This is a genomic window from Mycobacterium sp. pUA109 (genome assembly GCF_041287095.1).
GTDB lineage: Bacteria > Actinomycetota > Actinomycetes > Mycobacteriales > Mycobacteriaceae > Mycobacterium.
Genome location: NZ_JBGGKS010000012.1, coordinates 62,227 through 78,447 on the forward strand (window position 1 = coordinate 62,227; position 16,221 = coordinate 78,447).

Here is a 16,221-nt window from a genome sequence, read left to right on the forward strand (position 1 = left end):
GTGCTCAGTGCGCCGCGCGCGCGGCGGGTGATTTGGCCAGGTACTCCACCGCGCGTCCCACCCCGCCCAGCTTGGACGGATGGAAGTTCGGTTTGTAGTAGGCGCCGATGACCCCCAAGAACTGGAACGGCCCGGGCACCAAACCCCGGCGCGCGGCGCGGAAGTAGTCGCGCCAGCGCACCTTGGTTCCCGGTGGCAGCAGCGGGTCGATCGAGTACATGAACCGCACCCCGCGGGCAAACAACCACGCCATCACCGGCGTCACCAGCAGCTGGGTGCGCACCTGCCGCCAATAGCCGACGCGCAGATGCTTCATAGTGTCGAAGGCCACGGCCTTGTGCTCGACCTCCTCGGCCCCGTGCCAGCGGATCAGATCCAGCATCACCGGGTCGGTGCCGAGCGCATCCAGCTGCGGGGTGTCGAGGATCCATTCCCCCAAGATGGCGGTGTAATGCTCCAGGGCGGCAACGATCGCCACCCGCTCCGCCAACCAGCTGCGCTGCCGCCGCCGGCTCCACCGGGGCCGGTCACCGACCACCCGGCCGAACAGCCAGGCGAGTTGGTCGGTGAACGGGGACAGGTCAATGCCTTTGGCGGTCAAGTGGTCCGCCACCCCGGCGTGCGCCTGCGAGTGCATGGCCTCCTGGGCGATGAAGCCCTGCACATCCAACCGCAGTTGCTCGTCCTTGATCAACGGCAACGCCTGCTTGAACACGTCGACGATGAACTCCTCGCCGGCCGGCAGCAGCAGGTGCAGCACGTTGCAGAAATGGGTGGCGAACGGTTCGTTGGGCACGTAGTGCATCGGCAGCTTCGCCCAATCGAACTCGACGTCCCGGGCCTGCAGGACGAGTCGCTCGTGGTCGAGCGACTCCTCCCGCGGACCCGTTGCCTGATCATCGATGGTGAACATCGTGACCTCCCTGACTGCTCGTGCTCGGTGTGTCTGGCTGCGCGGGCTAGGCGCTGCGCTGCGCCTCTTCGGCCTCGGTGATCAGCCGCTCGCGCTGCAGGAACCGCACCAGATCGTCGATCGTCTCGGCCAGCGGCGGCTCGTGGGTACGAACCTTGGCCAGCTCGCGCGCCTGACGGTACTGGGCGTTGTCGTAGCGCTTGTCCCGCATCGCGGTGATCTTGCCGGCCGACCGGGTGAGGAAATCGACCAGCGGGTACAGCGGGTCGCCCGGCGTGGCGCGGTGGTTGACCTCCGTGGTGAAGGACGGGATGTCATGGTAGGCGAACCGGTAGCCGTAGCGCTCGGACAACACCCGGGTGACATCGGTGAGGTTGTAGTAGTCATCCGCGGTCAGGTTGAACACGGTGCCGGCCTCACCGGGCAGGCCCATCAGCGAGACGATGTGCTCGGCGATCAGATCCGCGGGCAGCAGGCTGATCTGGTTCAGCGCGTTGACCGCCACGCCGTGCTCGATCATGAACGCGGTCAGCCGCACCAGGATGTCGTCGGAGCTGCCGAAGCCCGCGCTGGTCGGGGAGATCAGCGATGGCCGGTAGATCCGCACGTCGAGCCCTTGTTGCTGCGCGGACAGCACCAGCTGCTCACCGACCCACTTGGTCTGCGAGTAGCCGAAGTCCAGGCCGGCCATCTCCTCGTTCGCGTAGTCTTCGCCGACGACCGGCATGGTGCTCCAGCCGTAGATGAAGGTGCTGGAGACCAGGTGGAAGGCTTTGCGGTGCGTGGTCATGGCCAGCCGCAACAGCTCCCAGGTGCCGATCACGTTGGTGGCCCGCAGCGCGTCGTAGGTGCGGATGTAGTTGACCAGGGCGCCGTTGTGCACGATCGCATCGACGCTCTCGGCCAGCTGGGCGAACCCCGCCTCACCGAGACCCAGGTGCGGTTCGGCCAGATCGCCGCAGACCACCTGGACCCGTGCCCGGACCTCGGATTCCCGTGCCGGCGACCAGATCTGCGCCTGCCGCAGGCCGGCGATGATCCGGTCCAGGCCGTGCGCCGCATCCGTGGCGCGAACCAGCGCGTGGATCCGGTAGGACGTCTGGTCCAGCAGGCTGGCCAGCAGGAACGGCCCGAGGAATCCGGTCGCCCCGGTGAGCAGGATGTCGCTGGGCGCACCCGATCGCGCGGGCGGCAGCGCCGGCAGCGGCAGCCGGGTGTCGGCGCGCATCTGGTTGGTCTCGTACGCGTCGTAGTCGGCGCGAATCTGATCCAGCGCCTGCCGCAGGGTGTCCAGCGCCTGCCCGGACCCATCGCCGAACTGCTGCACCAACCCGAAGAACTCGGCGACCGTCAGCCGCTGCAACAGCCGGGTGTTGACCTCCTCGGCCAACCCGCCCGCGCCGTGCTCTTCCAGCAGGGCCTGCAGGTCGGTGCGCAGCTGGGCCAGCGCCAGCGAGTCGATACCGAGGTCGGCGAAGGAGCAGTCCTCGGTCCCGGTCAGGTCGTAGCTCTCGATGAGGTCACGGAACCGCTCCAGCGGACCCACGGCGATGGCCGGCGCCTCCTGAACCTGGTGGGTGTAGCTGCCCAGCACGGTCAGCTTGCCGTCCAGCCACAGGGTGCGGGTCTGCGCGCGCCGGATCTTGCCCGACGTGGTCTTGGGCACGCTGCGCGGCGGCACGAACAAGATGGTGTGCGGGTCGATGTGGCAGTGCCGACGGATCGCGCGCGCCAGCATCTTGCCGTCGGGCAACGTGTCCTTGTCACGCACCTCGGCGACCACGACCAGCGCTTCCTGCTCGTCGCGCTCGACGGAGAAGGCGGCGACGCAGCCCTTGCGGATCTGCGGGGCCGACCGCTCCGCGATGGCCTCGATGTCCGAGGGGTAGCAGTTGACGCCGCGGACGATGATCAGGTCCTTGCGCCGGCCGCAGACGAACAGCTCACCCTCGTACAGGAAGCCGATGTCGCCGGTGCGCAGGTAGGTGTGCTCGTCATCGCCGACGATGCGGGCTTCGAAGGTCTCCGCGCTGACCTCGGGGCGGTGCCAGTAGCCGCCGCCCTTGGAGGCGCCGGCCACCCAGATCTCGCCGATCCGGTTCTCGCCCTGGTCCCGCCGCGTGTCGGGGTCGACGATGCGGATCACGTTCCCGGCAATGGGTTTGCCGGAGCTCACCAGCGGGGTCTGGTTGTTGTTCTCGGGCAGGGCCTTTTCGATCCGCACCAGGTTCTGCTCCAGCGCCCGCTTGTTCACCGTCACGGTCTGACGGCCCCACAGCGACACACCCAGGGTGTTTTCGGCCAAACCGAACGCGCCGGTCACCGCGTCGGGCCGCAGCCCGTAGGGGGCGAAGCGCTCCCGGAAACGGGCGAAGGTCTTGTCCCGCAGCGGCTCGGCGCCGACGACCACGCTGTCCAGGCTGCTCAGGTCGATGCCGGCCAGCTCGGCGTCGGGCAGTTTGTCCTCCCGCAGGCAGTACTCCAGGCCGAAGTTCGGCGACGGTGCGTGGCTGGCGCCCGTCTCGCTGATGAGCCGCAGCCAGGCCGACGGCCGCTGCAGGAAGTCCACCGGCGACATGCCGTGCGTGGTCCCGCCGAGCACCATGATGAACAGGTAGGCGGAGATCAAGCCCATGTCGTGGTGCTGCGGCAGCCAGCTGGCCGCCACCAGCGCGCCGTCGAAGGCCGAGGCGTTGGCGATGATGTTCGCGTGGCTGACGATCACACCCTTGGGATCGCTGGTGGAGCCGGAGGTGTACTGCAGGAACAGCACCGGTCCGGGGGTGTCGGCCACCGGGGCGCCGCCGAAGTCCTGGGTGGCGTCGGTGGCGAACCAGGGCAGTTCCGGCAGCTGCGCGATGTCGGCCCAGGGCAGCCCGCCCTGCTGGTTGCTGAGCAGCATCCGGAAGTCGTACTCGAGCTGCTTGGTCGACAGCACCGCCTTGGCCTGGGAATCCCGCGCGATAAAGCTGAGCTTGGCCAGCCCCGCCTCGAACGACATCGGCAACGGCGGGCTGACCGGGACGGCGATCACCCCGATGCGCGCGCAGGCGTAGAACGCCGCCACCATCTCCAGCCCCGGCGGGTAGACCAGCAGCGCCCGGTCCCCGCGCTGCAGCCCGGCCTCGGCGGACAAGTAGGCGGCCAGCTCACGGGTGCGTTCCGCGAAGCTTTGGTAGGTGTAGTGCTCGAGCTCGCGGCCCTCGACGTCGACAAACCGGAAGACGGTCTGGTCGGGCTTCTGCGCTTCCCACATCTGCAGGTAGTCGATCAGCGTCTTCATAGTCGTCGCCATCCTCTCGTCCAATCGGCCTTAGCCGGAATCAACGTCCTTCACCACAATCGGTAAGGCGATACTAGCGCCACCGGGCACCATCAAGCAAAGTCATTTGACGCGTTTTGGCCAGCGTATATTAAATTCACAAGTATCTCCCAGGCTAACTCGGATCTATTCCAGAATCTCCGTATTTGCACGCCGCAGCACGCTACGTTTCCTGGTGCCATGATTAACGAATTGCCGTAACTGCGGAGCTCTGCGGATACTACAATCCGTATCTCAGTAGAGCTGGTCTGAACTGCTAAAATGCCGTAAGTGCTGCGGATACGCCGATACTGATGTGCGGATCTACGTGTTTGGCAATTCAATGATCGTTGGGCTGGAGTTCACTCAATAGTACCGCCTGCGGCCAGCTCGTCCATCGTCTGCGGGCGGCCTATCCGCAAACGTCGATATCGCAGCATTAGGGCGCCGTTCCGGGAGGGTGTACGATCTCGTAGCAACCTTCTCCGGTGCCCACGACGAGAACCGTGGCGCTTCGGTTAAGAACCCGCAGCCAGCCAAGCGCGGCATCGTTGCCGAGGCTCCTGGGGGTCCAGCGACATCGCGTAACTCCACCTGCTGGGGGGACGAGCGCCCGGTGGATCGTCACTGATGTCCTCATATACTGACATAAGCCGTACACGGGAGGCCGCACCAAATGAGCAACGACAGGTCCCGCACACCGTCCAGGCCCTCGGTCGCCGCCGCGCCGACCCAACCCGTCGTCATCGGACGACCGCGCATCCAACGCACCCGGCGCACCGTCGATCTGCCACTGGCCCAACACCGCGCGCTGGACAACTGGCAGCGCGAAGCCGCCGACCGGCTGGGGCTGGCCCGGGTCACCGGTCAAGAGGTTCTCGCCGCGCTCATCGATCAGCTGTTGAGCGACCCCAAGCTGTCCGCCCAGGTCACTCACGCCATCCGCACCCGGCGCTGACCCGGGCGTGTCGTTACGAGGCGACGACCTGCGCGACGCGGACCCGCGGCCCGGCCTGGGCCACCAACTTGACGATGCCCTCGAACCGCTCACCGTCGATGATCGGCGACAGCGGCTCGTCTTCGGCCTCGATGATCATCTCGTGGCCGTTGACGTCGCGAACCCGTTCGCCACGCATCCTGCCGTTGGTGAGCGCCGCGGGCAGCTGCACGATGATCCGCGACGGCGATGTCTCCCCGGCCTGAAAGTGCAGCAGACCGGGCTCGGACGCCTGGGGGAACAGCCGCAGCGGTCCGCCGATCCGCAGGTCGATCGCGCCGGCGTGCAATAACCGGTGGGTCCGCGTTGGGACCTCCTGGCCGTCGATGACCACGCGGGCGTGCGTCGGCGCGAACAGGTGCGACGCCCAGTTGGGTCGGTGCACCCGGCCGGGCGCCACCTTGTTGGCGAGGTAGTCGGCCAACGAGCGCCCGATCACCCGGGCGACGGCCAACCGGCCGTGATCGGGGTTGGAGTAGTACTTGTCGTAAAACCGGTTGCCGACACCCCCGGCGGCCAGCCCGAAGCACAGGCGATGAAACGCCGCGCCGTCGGCGGTCTGCCCGTCAAGCGCGAGCGTGTCGAGCCACACCTCGGGCGGCGGCTGATCCGCCTTGGCCGCGGCCGTCAACGCGCGCACAATCGCATCGGCCCGTCCGCGGATCCGCGCCTTGCGCGCGACCGCGTTGACGCTGCCGCCGTTGGTCGGCACAAACGTCGGCCACCGCTCCTGGTCAGGGACGCAATGCTCGATTTCGTTGACCAGCCAGTGCAGCGCCCCGTCGCCGCCGTCGCCCACCAGGTGAGTGACCCGCGGATTGAGCTGCTTGATGGTGTTGCGAAGGTCCTCGACCGAGGCGGTTTCGTGCACCTCGCCCCACTGGCCGACGATGCGCCGCAACGCGGCGCTGCGATCACCCGGCGCGGCGAGGTTCTTGCGGGCTTGCGGGTTGACGATGACGGCTAGATACACCCGTGCACGATACCTGCGGCGGCCGGGTGGACGTGGCCGGGGATTAGGGTGGCTGCCATGTCTGATTGGACCGCAGCGGATCTGCCGTCGTTTGCCGGACGCACCGTGATCGTCACCGGCGCCAACAGCGGCCTCGGCGAGGTGACCGCGCGCGAACTGGCCCGAGTCGGCGCCCACGTCATCCTCGCGGTGCGCACCGTGGCGAAGGGGGAGGCCGCCGCGCAGCGGATGACCGGCGACGTCGAGGTGCGCCCGCTGGACCTGCAGGACCTGTCGTCGGTGCAGCGCTTCGCCGACGACATCGCGACCGTTGATGTCCTGGTCAACAACGCCGGGGTCATGGCCGTGCCGTACGCGCTGACCGTCGATGGTTTCGAGAGCCAGATCGGCACCAACCACCTCGGCCATTTCGCGCTGACCAACCTGCTGCTGCCGAAGATCACCGACCGGGTGGTGACGGTGTCCTCGCTGATGCACCACTTCGGCTACGTCAGCCTCAACGACTTGAACTGGAAGTCTCGGCCGTACTCGGCGTGGCTGTCCTACAGCCAGTCCAAGCTCGCCAACCTGCTGTTCACCAAGGAACTGCAGCGGCGCCTGGACGCGGCCGGATCACCGCTGCGCGCGCTGGCCGCCCACCCCGGCTGGTCGCACACCAACCTGCAAGGCAACTCCGGCAGCAAGTTCGTCGACACCGCGGTGCTGGGCGTCGACCGGGTGGTGTCCACCGACGCCGACTTCGGCGCCCGCCAGACGCTGTACGCGGCGTCGCAGCAGCTGCCCGGCAATACGTTCATCGGCCCCCGATTCGGGCTGTACGGGCGCACCCAGCCCACCTGGCGCACCCCGCTGGCCAAACGGGCAACCACCGCCACCGCGCTGTGGGAACTGTCCGAGCAGCTCACAGCCGTGAAATTTTCGCTCTAAGGCAGAGGACACCCAATGTCGATTATGGATATCGCGATCCCGGATCCGACGATCGCGGGGTTCCTCGCGCTGTGCGCGGCGCTGGCCGCCGCAGTCGGCAGCGTGATCCGTCAGCGGGCCGCGCAGGAGGTCACCGACGAACAAGTGGGCCACCTGCAGCTGTTCGGCATGTTGGTGCGCGACTTCCGGTGGTGGCTGGGCGGGGTGGGTGACGTCGCCAGCTACTGCCTGCTGGCTGCGGCCCTCGATAGGGGCTCGGTGATGCTGGTGACGGCGCTGCAGGTGACGGTGCTGCTGTTCGCGCTGCCGATCTATGCCCGGGTCACCGGTCATCGGGTGACGGGCCGGGAGTGGGTGTGGGCGGTCGTGCTGGTCGCCGCGCTGGCCGCGCTCATCAAGACTGCCGACCCGGCGGTCGGCCAATCGCGGGGCTCGTTGCAAGCCTGGCTCGTGGTGGCCGTCATTATGGGCCCGATATTGACATTGTGCGTGCTGGCCGCCCGGCGCTGGGCGGATCGTCCGTTCGCGGCGGTGCTGTTGGCGGCGGTGTCCGGCTCGTGCTTGGCGTTGTTCGCGGTGCTGACCAAGGGCGTGGTCGACGTGTTGCACCAACCCGTTGGCCACCTGCTGTATACCCCCGAGCTGTATGCCTGGATCCTGGCCGGGGCGGCCGGAATGATCTTTCAGCAGTCGGCGTTCCGCGCCGGCGCCCTGACCGCGTCGCTGCCGACGATCACCGTCGCCAAGCCGGTGGTGGCCGTGGCGCTGGGCGCGACCGTGCTCAAGGAGACGTTGGAAGCCGACGGTCCGGAGTGGGTGTTGCTGATCGCGATGGTGGTGGTCGTGATCGTCGCGACGGTGGCCCTGGCCCGCGGCGAGGCCGCCAGCATGTCGGCCGGTGCCGGCCGTGACGTGAAACACCCCGACCTGCCGACGGCGTCCACCCAACAGGTGACCGACTGACGGTAGTTCAGCTCGACCGGCGCCACCGGATGAACCGCTGGGTGGGCAGCGGGATCGCGCTCATCACCGTGCTCATCGACGCGGCCACCGACTTCGCCAGCGGCGTCGGCTCGGCGCCGGGCACCGGCGGCCGGTCGCCGTCCCACCACGTCGGTTCCAGCAGTGCCGAGGTCACCGGGATCGCCCGATCGACGCTGCGGTGCCCCCACTGGCAGGCGCGGTCGATGGTGGCGGCCGACGGCGCCAGGTTGGCCGGCGACAGCGTCGGGGAGAACCGGACCAGATGGTCGGCGTACGGCGCGTTGCGCACCATCTGCAGCTGCACCGCCTGGGTGATCGGGACCAGCCACAGGTGCCGCGGATCCCACTGCGGGTGGAAGCAGTCGAACGCCAGATAACAGGCGTTGCGGGTGCCGAGCCGACCGTCGCGCACCCGCTTCCAGGCCAGTTCGACCGGCACGTTGCTGGCCGCGCCGCCGTCGACCAGCGCGCCGACGTCGTTGTCCGCCAGCAACGCGTCGAGGATCGGGTACATGTCGGGGTCGCTGGTCTCGTGGTGCAGCACACCCGGGATCGACGACGAGAACGATGCCGCGTCAACGACGTTGAAGTCTCGGGTCAGCTCGTCGCCGCCGACGACGATCGGCTTGGTGACCCGGGAGTCGATGAACGCCGCGACCTGCCACAGCCGCGCCGACACTTGTGGGCCGATGCCGATCGGCAGGTACGGGATGGACCGCAACCGCAGCGCCGCCAGCCGTTGCTGGCGAAACCGGGACGGCAAGGCCGCATAGGACTGCCGGCGCACGCCGGCCACCACGGCGTCGAACGGGATGGCCAGATCCGACATCCGCATCCGCGCACCGTCCTCGCGGCGGAACAACGCCTCGGCGAACTCGTCGAAGCGCAGCGAGAACATCCCGGTCAACCCGTGCCGGCGCTGCATCTGCTCCGGCCCCAGGATGGCGCGGTAGGACACCGTTTTCGCCCACGCGACGTACTCGTCGATCGGCACCGGCACGGCGCGGCCGACGACGCTGCCGAGGATCGACCCGAACGATGAGCCGATCATGTAGTCGGGCACCTGCCCGGCCTCCAGCAGCCGTTGCATGCCACCGATGTAGACGAAGCCCGCGCCGCCGCCACCGCCCAGGACGGTGACCAGTTTCTTGTAGCAGACCTCGGCGTCCAGTTCGGCGACGGAGAACTCGTTGCGATGGTGGTCGGCCAGCAGCTGCCGCTGCTCAGCCTGGTCGTCGGCCAGACCCGCCAGCACGTCGCGGGCCGCTTTCAGGGCCGTCACCGTGTCGCGCTCCTCGCGCAGCGGTCCGTCGAAGGCGTCGGCGACCCGGGCGCGCCAGGCGGCGATTTCGGCGCCCACGGACACGTCGCCGCGCCCGCGGGTGCCACCCGGGCCGGCCGCACCCGGCTCGAAGTCGGCGAGCCGCGCGAAGTTGAGCACGTAGCGCAGCCGGCGCAGCTGTTCGCCGCTCACCACGTCCGGGTTGCGCAGGTGATGCCGGACCAGCCGGTTCTCCATCTTCTGCAGCAGCAGCGCGGTGTCGGTCGACGGCAGGTCGGCGTCCACGAACTCGTCGACGGTCTCGTCGAGGTCGTCGAGGTCGTCGATGTCCACGTCCGGATCCGGTGCGGCGGGGCGGCGGTCCAACGCCCGCAACACCGCGTCGGCGAACGGGATCTGCATGGGCCTGCTTCCTGGTGTCGAGTCGGCGGACGCCACGCGTGGGGTCGGTCCGCGGCGGGGTCAGCCACCAAGACTCGCCGAGCCCAGCTCAGCCAACCCCGTACGGTCAGACCCATTCGGTAGGGTCCCTGCGCGTGACAGCGAGCCTAACCGTCAAGTCGGTAAATACCCGCCTGGCCGAGGAACTGGCTGTGGCGGAGGCCCAGGTCGCGGCGGCCGTACGGCTGCTCGACGAGGGCGCCACCGTCCCGTTCATCGCCCGGTACCGCAAGGAAGCCACCGGCAGCCTCGACGACGGCCAGCTGCGGACGCTGGAGGAGCGGCTGCGCTACCTGCGTGAACTCGATGACCGCCGGGCCACCGTGCTGGCCTCGATCGAGGAGCAGGGCAAGCTCACCGACGAGTTGCGGACCGCGCTGCTGGCCGCCGATACCAAGGCCCGGGTCGAGGACATCTACCTGCCCTACAAACCCAAGCGCCGCACCAAAGCGCAGATCGCCCGCGAGGCCGGCCTGGAGCCGCTGGCCGACCGGCTGCTGGCCGACCCCACCGTGGTTCCGGAGGAGGCGGCCGCCGAGTTCCTGGGTGAGGCGGTCGCCGATGCCGCCGCCGCGCTGGAGGGGGCGCGCCACATCCTGGTCGAACGGGCATCGGAGGACGCCGAGCTCGTCGGCGCCGTCCGGGAAAAGTTCTGGGCCGACGGCGCGCTGCGCACCGCGCCCTGGTCCGAGGAGTCGGCGAAAAGTGCGGCGGCGCAAAAGTTCCGGGACTATTTCGAGTTCGCCGAACCGCTGGAGACCATGCCGTCGCACCGGGTGCTGGCCGTCATGCGCGGGGAAAAGGAGGAAGCGCTGGCGCTGACCTTCGACGGCGGCGCCGACGAGACCTACCAGGCGATGGTCGCCCAGTCGCTGGGCATCGACCTGGCCGGGACCGGCGCCGCGACGGCGTGGCTGGCCGACACCGTGAAATGGGCCTGGCGCACCCGGTTGATGTTCTCCGCGTCGGTCGACGCCCGCATCCGGCTGCGGCAACGCGCCGAAGAGGACGCCGTGGCGGTGTTCGCCAAAAACCTCAAGGACCTGCTGTTGGCCGCGCCGGCCGGTGCCCGCCCCACGCTGGGCCTGGACCCGGGCTACCGCACCGGTGTCAAGGTGGCCGTGGTGGACGGCACCGGCAAGGTCGTCGACACCTGCGCGATCTTTCCGCATCAACCGCAAAAGCAATGGGACACCGCCAAGGCAACGCTGGCGGCGCTGGTCGCCCGGCACGGGGTGGAGCTGATCGCCATCGGTAACGGGACGGCGTCCCGCGAAACCGACGCCCTGGCCACCGAACTGATCGCCGATATCCGGGCCGCCGGTGCCGCCGCCCCCGCCAAGGCCGTGGTGAGCGAGGCCGGCGCGTCGGTGTATTCGGCGTCGGCCTACGCCGCCCACGAGTTGCCGGAGCTCGACGTGACCCTGCGGGGAGCGGTGTCGATTGCGCGCCGCCTGCAGGATCCGCTGGCCGAGCTGGTGAAGATCGAACCGAAGTCGATCGGCGTCGGGCAATACCAGCACGACGTGGCGCCCGGCACGCTGGCGCACAGCCTGGACGCCGTCGTCGAGGACGCCGTGAACGCGGTGGGCGTCGACTTGAACACGGCGTCGGTGCCGCTGCTGTCGCGCGTGTCCGGGGTCACCCAATCGCTGGCCGAGGCCATCGTCGCGCACCGCGACAAGACCGGGCCGTTCCGCCACCGCGGGGCCCTGCTGGATGTGCCGCGGCTGGGACCCAAAGCGTTCGAGCAATGCGCCGGGTTCCTGCGCATTCGGGACGGCGACGACCCGCTGGACACCTCCGGGGTGCATCCGGAGGCCTACCCGGTGGTGCGGCGCATCCTGGACCGGGCCGGCATCACCCTGGCCGAACTCATCGGCGACGAGCGGTTGCTGCGGTCGCTGCAACCCGCCGACTTCGCCGATGACCGGTTCGGGATCCCCACGGTGACCGACATCCTCGCCGAATTGGAAAAGCCCGGACGCGATCCGCGGCCGGCGTTCACCACCGCCACCTTCGCGGCCGGCGTGGAGAAGGTGGCCGACCTCAAGGTGGGCATGGTGCTGGAAGGGGTGGTGACCAACGTCGCCGCGTTCGGCGCGTTCGTCGACGTCGGCGTGCACCAGGACGGCCTGGTGCACGTGTCGGCGATGGCCGACCGGTTTGTCTCCGACCCGCACGAGGTGGTGCGATCCGGGCAGGTGGTGCGGGTCAAGGTCGTCGACGTCGACGTGGAACGCCAGCGGATCGGGCTGAGCCTGCGGCTCAATGACACGCCGCAGCAGGACAAGGGTGGCAAGCGTGGTGACGGCGGCAAGAAGCGGCACGGGGAACGGCGAAACCCCGGTCGCGGCCGCGACTCCGGTCGCCGCGACTCCGCCCCCGCCGCCGGGTCGATGGCGCAGGCGCTGCGCGACGCCGGCTTCGGGAGGTAACCGGGCGCGGGGGCCGTGGCCGGGCCGTCGAGCCGGTAGCCACGGCGGGCGCCGTTGCTGCAGGCTCGACGATCGATCAACCGGTGCGCAAGAACCGCGCGGTACCGGGCCAACGCGGCCAACGCGCAGGCGGGCAGCGTTGCGGCTCACCCGCTCGTGGCGTCCACCGGCATTTTGGGACAATGACCGGGCTGGGGGTCAGCCTGGCCACGGGGAACACGTCGTGAGGAGGCGCCGGTGAGCGACATCGATGCCGATTACGACGAACACGCGGTGCTGGCGACCGGCCCCAAGCGGGAAGCCGCCGGCGTCAAAGCGGTGCTGGTGTCGCTGCAGCGCGGGCTGTCATCGATGGGGGCGTGGCGGACCGCGGCGTCGCTGACCCGGCTGAACCAGCGGCACGGGTTCGACTGCCCCGGCTGCGCCTGGCCCGAGGAACACGGTGGCCGCAAGGCCGCCGAGTTCTGCGAGAACGGCGCCAAGGCGGTCGCCGAGGAAGCCACCCGGCGGGTCGTCACCCCGGAGTTCTTCGCCCGGCACTCGATCGCGGAGCTGACCGAACGCCCGGAATACTGGCTGTCCCAGCAGGGCCGGCTCACCCATCCGATGGTGCTGCGCCCCGGCGACGACCACTACCGGCCGATCGGCTGGGACGACGCCTACCGGGTGATCGTCGAGCACCTGCGCGCCCTGGACAGCCCCCACCAGGCGGTGTTCTACACCTCCGGGCGCACCAGCAACGAGGCCGCGTTCTGCTACCAGCTGCTGGTGCGCAGCTTCGGCACCAACAACCTGCCGGACTGCTCCAACATGTGCCACGAATCTTCGGGCACCGCGCTGGTCGACGCGATCGGCATCGGTAAGGGCTCGGTGACCGTGGAGGACCTCACCCACGCCGACCTGATCATCATCGCCGGGCAGAACCCGGGCACCAACCATCCCCGGATGCTGTCGGTGCTGGAGAAGGCCAAGGCCAACGGCGCGAAGATCATCGCGGTCAACCCGCTGCCGGAGGCCGGGCTGATCCGGTTCAAGGATCCGCAGAAGGTGCACGGGGTGGTCGGGCACGGGGTGCCGATCGCCGACGAGTTCGTCCAAATCCGGCTCGGCGGCGACATGGCGTTGTTCGCCGGCCTGGGCCGGCTGCTGCTGGAGGCCGACGACCGCGCACCCGGCACCATCGTCGACCGCGACTTCATCGCCGGGTATTGCGCCAACTTCGCCGAATACGAGGCCCGCACCCGCGCCGTCGATTTCGACACGGTCTACGAGGCCACCGGGATCGAGCAGGCCCAACTGCAGCGGGTCGCCCAGATGCTCGCCGAATCCGACCGCACGGTGGCCTGCTGGGCGATGGGACTGACCCAACACCGGCACGCGGTGCCGACGATCGCCGAGGTCACCAACCTGCTGTTGATGCGCGGGATGATCGGCAAACCGGGCGCCGGATTATGCCCGGTGCGCGGGCATTCCAATGTTCAGGGCGACCGCACCATGGGTATCTGGGAGAAGATGCCCGAGGAGTTCCTGGCCGCGCTGGACGCCCGGTTCGGCATCGTCAGCCCCCGCCAGCACGGGTTGGACACCGTGGATGCGATCCGCGCCATGCGCGACGGTCGCGCATCGGTGTTCCTGGGGATGGGCGGCAACTTCGCCTCGGCCACCCCGGATACCGCGGTCACCGAGGCCGCGCTGCGCGCCTGCGCGCTGACCGTTCAGGTGTCCACCAAACTCAACCGCAGCCACCTGGTGCACGGCCGCACCGCGCTGATCTTGCCGTCGCTGGGACGCACCGACCGCGACATCCAAAACGGCGTCAAACAGCAGGTGTCCGTGGAGGATTCGATGTCGATGGTGCATCTGTCCCGCGGCCGCCTCAGCCCGCCCGGCGAGCAGGTGCGCAGCGAGGTGGCGATCGTCTGCGGGCTGGCCCGCGCGCTGCTCGGCCCCGATCACCCGGTGCCCTGGGAACAGTTCGTCGGCGACTACGACACCATCCGCGACGCGATCGCCGCGGTAGTGCCCGGCTGCGCCGACTACAACACCAAAGTCCGTGCCCCCGACGGCTTTCAGCTGCCGCACCCGCCGCGGGACGCCCGCGAATTCCCCACCGTCAGCGGCAAAGCCAACTTCGCGACCAACCCGCTGCAGTGGGTGAAGGTGCCGACCGGCCGGTTGGTGCTGCAGACCCTGCGCAGCCACGACCAGTACAACACCACCATCTACGGGCTCGACGACCGCTACCGCGGGGTCAAAGGCGGGCGCCGGGTGGTCTTCGTGAACCCCGCCGACATCGCGCGGTTCGGGTTGACCGCCGGGGACCGGGTGGACCTGGTGTCGGAGTTCCCCGACGGCGACGGCCGCACCCAGGAGCGCCGCGCTGCCGACTTCATGGTGGTGGCCTACCAGACCCCGGTCGGTAACGCCGCCGCCTACTACCCGGAGACCAATGCCCTGGTGGCGCTGGACCACGTCGCCGCCAAATCGAACACCCCGGCGTCCAAGGCGATCGTCGTCCGGCTGGAGCGGCGCTGATGGGCCGGGTGACCGCCCGGCGGCGGGCCCGGCACTTGACCGCCGAGCGCAGCGTGACCCGGCCGGAGACCCTGGCCGTCGAGGAGCCGCTGGAGATCCGGGTCAACGGCACCCCGATCACCGTCACCATGCGCACCCCGGGTTCGGATGTCGAACTGGCGCAAGGCTTCCTGCTGACCGAGGGGGTCATCGCTGGCCGTGACGACATCGTCGCCGTCCAATACTGCCGGGGGGCCACCGACGCGGGAATCAACACCTACAACGTGCTGGACGTGACGTTGGCGCCGCACGTCCCGGCGCCCGACGTGGACGTCACCCGCAACTTCTACACCACCTCATCGTGCGGTGTGTGCGGCAAGGCGTCGCTGGATGCGGTGCGGCTGACCAGTCGGTACTGCCCGGGTGACGATCCGGTCCGGCTGGCCGCCGCGACCCTGGCGGCCATGCCGGGGCAGCTGCTGGACGCGCAGAAGGTCTTTGCCAGCACCGGCGGGCTGCACGGCGCGGCGCTGTTCGGCGCCGACGGCGCCATGCTGGCGGTGCGGGAGGACATCGGCCGGCACAACGCCGTCGACAAGGTTATCGGGTGGGCGCTGGAACATCACCGGATCCCGCTGGCCGGCACGGCCTTGCTGGTCAGCGGTCGGGCGTCGTTCGAGCTGACCCAGAAGGCCGTCATGGCCGGGGTGCCGCTGCTGGCCGCGGTGTCCGCGCCGTCCTCGTTGGCCGTCGACCTGGCCAGCCAGTCCGGGCTGACCCTGGTGGCGTTCCTGCGCGGCGAATCGATGAACGTCTACACCCGGCCCGACCGCCTCGTAGGGTGGGCGGGTGAGCCGCCAGGACCGCCTCCGCTGGGATGACAGATACGCCGGCCGCGGTGCGGCACCGGTCACCCTGATCGGCCCACCCCCGGTTTTCCTGCCCCACCAACACCTGTTTCCCACCGCGGGACACGCCCTGGAGCTCGCCTGCGGACAAGGGCTGGCCGCCGTCTGGCTGGCCCGCCGCGGGCTGGACGTGGTCGGCGTCGACGTATCGCCGGTGGCCATCGATCAAGCGCGAAAGCTGGCCCGGCGCAGTGGAGTCGGCGACCGGTGCCGGCTGGAGGTGGTGGATCTCGACGGTGGTCTGCCGCCCGGGCCGCCCGCCGACGTCATCGTGTGCCACAAGTTCCGGGACCGCCGCCTCGACCAGGCGATTATCGCGCGGCTGGCGCCCGGCGGGCTGCTGGCGATCAGCGCGCTCAGCGAAGTCGGCGCCGTGGCCGGGCCGTTCCGGGCCAGCGCCGGCGAACTGCCCGCCGCGTTCACCGACCTGGAGCTGATTGACACCGGCGAAGGAGGCGGCGAGGCCTGGCTGCTGGCCCGGGCGCCGCTGCCGACGTCGTGAAATTCCCGCCCAACACAGCGGGGCTGGGACAGTATTCTGGT

11 protein-coding genes are annotated in these 16,221 nt (G+C 69.3%); 7 read left to right on the top strand and 4 right to left on the bottom strand.

The annotated features are described in order from the left end of the window. Positions 1-4 precede the first annotated feature (4 nt). The gene (locus tag ACAG26_RS15250; protein ID WP_370483577.1) at positions 5-913 is read right to left on the bottom strand and encodes a metal-dependent hydrolase; all 909 of its coding nucleotides are present in this window, start codon (positions 911-913) and stop codon (positions 5-7) included. A 46-nt stretch (positions 914-959) separates the two neighbouring features. Continuing rightward, the gene (locus ACAG26_RS15255) at positions 960-4,196 is read right to left on the bottom strand and encodes a thioester reductase domain-containing protein (RefSeq protein ID WP_370483578.1); all 3,237 of its coding nucleotides are present in this window, start codon (positions 4,194-4,196) and stop codon (positions 960-962) included. A gap of 694 nt (positions 4,197-4,890) precedes the next feature. Between ACAG26_RS15255 and ACAG26_RS15260 the strand changes: the two genes are divergently transcribed. Beyond that, positions 4,891-5,172 carry a hypothetical protein gene (locus ACAG26_RS15260; protein WP_370483580.1) on the top strand — a complete coding sequence of 94 codons (282 nt, stop codon included), beginning with the start codon at positions 4,891-4,893 and terminating at the stop codon, positions 5,170-5,172. A gap of 13 nt (positions 5,173-5,185) precedes the next feature. Here the strand turns inward: ACAG26_RS15260 and ACAG26_RS15265 are convergent, their stop codons facing one another. Continuing rightward, the gene (locus tag ACAG26_RS15265; RefSeq protein ID WP_370483582.1) at positions 5,186-6,184 is read right to left on the bottom strand and encodes a diacylglycerol kinase family protein; all 999 of its coding nucleotides are present in this window, start codon (positions 6,182-6,184) and stop codon (positions 5,186-5,188) included. Positions 6,185-6,241: 57 nt separating this feature from the next. On the opposite strand from ACAG26_RS15265, the gene ACAG26_RS15270 reads away from it, so the two are divergent. Then, on the top strand, positions 6,242-7,111 hold the full coding sequence (locus ACAG26_RS15270) for an oxidoreductase (protein WP_370483583.1): 870 nt from the start codon (positions 6,242-6,244) through the stop codon (positions 7,109-7,111). A gap of 24 nt (positions 7,112-7,135) precedes the next feature. Beyond that, entirely contained in the window at positions 7,136-8,074 is a 939-nt protein-coding gene (locus ACAG26_RS15275; RefSeq protein ID WP_370483731.1) for a DMT family transporter, read from the top strand. A 7-nt stretch (positions 8,075-8,081) separates the two neighbouring features. Here ACAG26_RS15275 and ACAG26_RS15280 read toward each other — a convergent pair whose 3' ends face one another. Continuing rightward, positions 8,082-9,779: a patatin-like phospholipase family protein gene (locus ACAG26_RS15280; protein WP_370483585.1), complete on the bottom strand. Its 1,698-nt coding sequence runs from the start codon at positions 9,777-9,779 to the stop codon at positions 8,082-8,084. 134 nt (positions 9,780-9,913) lie between these two features. On the opposite strand from ACAG26_RS15280, the gene ACAG26_RS15285 reads away from it, so the two are divergent. The 4 genes from ACAG26_RS15285 (at position 9,914) to ACAG26_RS15300 (ending at position 16,180) form a co-directional block, all read left to right on the top strand. Continuing rightward, on the top strand, positions 9,914-12,256 hold the full coding sequence (locus tag ACAG26_RS15285; protein ID WP_370483588.1) for a Tex family protein: 2,343 nt from the start codon (positions 9,914-9,916) through the stop codon (positions 12,254-12,256). 237 nt (positions 12,257-12,493) lie between these two features. Next, complete coding sequence (locus ACAG26_RS15290; protein WP_370483590.1) at positions 12,494-14,791, top strand: FdhF/YdeP family oxidoreductase; 2,298 nt, start codon at positions 12,494-12,496, stop codon at positions 14,789-14,791. Beyond that, a complete protein-coding gene (fdhD, locus tag ACAG26_RS15295; RefSeq protein ID WP_370483591.1) occupies positions 14,791-15,651 on the top strand; it encodes a formate dehydrogenase accessory sulfurtransferase FdhD in 861 nt (286 codons plus the stop codon). The genes ACAG26_RS15290 and fdhD overlap by 1 nt, the downstream gene beginning before the upstream one ends. Further along, positions 15,620-16,180 (top strand): cyclopropane-fatty-acyl-phospholipid synthase family protein, encoded by a 561-nt coding sequence (locus ACAG26_RS15300; protein WP_370483592.1) that lies wholly within the window; start codon positions 15,620-15,622, stop codon positions 16,178-16,180. Before fdhD ends, ACAG26_RS15300 begins: the two co-directional genes overlap by 32 nt. Positions 16,181-16,221 lie beyond the last annotated feature (41 nt).

Coding starts and splice junctions, on each gene's coding strand:
- ACAG26_RS15280 (WP_370483585.1), bottom strand. CDS start 9,779: ATGCAGATCCCGTTCGCCGACGCGGTGTTGCGGGCGTTGGACCGCCGC.
- ACAG26_RS15275 (WP_370483731.1), top strand. CDS start 7,136: ATGGATATCGCGATCCCGGATCCGACGATCGCGGGGTTCCTCGCGCTG.
- ACAG26_RS15270 (WP_370483583.1), top strand. CDS start 6,242: ATGTCTGATTGGACCGCAGCGGATCTGCCGTCGTTTGCCGGACGCACC.
- ACAG26_RS15250 (WP_370483577.1), bottom strand. CDS start 913: ATGTTCACCATCGATGATCAGGCAACGGGTCCGCGGGAGGAGTCGCTC.
- ACAG26_RS15255 (WP_370483578.1), bottom strand. CDS start 4,196: ATGAAGACGCTGATCGACTACCTGCAGATGTGGGAAGCGCAGAAGCCC.
- fdhD (WP_370483591.1), top strand. CDS start 14,791: ATGGGCCGGGTGACCGCCCGGCGGCGGGCCCGGCACTTGACCGCCGAG.
- ACAG26_RS15260 (WP_370483580.1), top strand. CDS start 4,891: ATGAGCAACGACAGGTCCCGCACACCGTCCAGGCCCTCGGTCGCCGCC.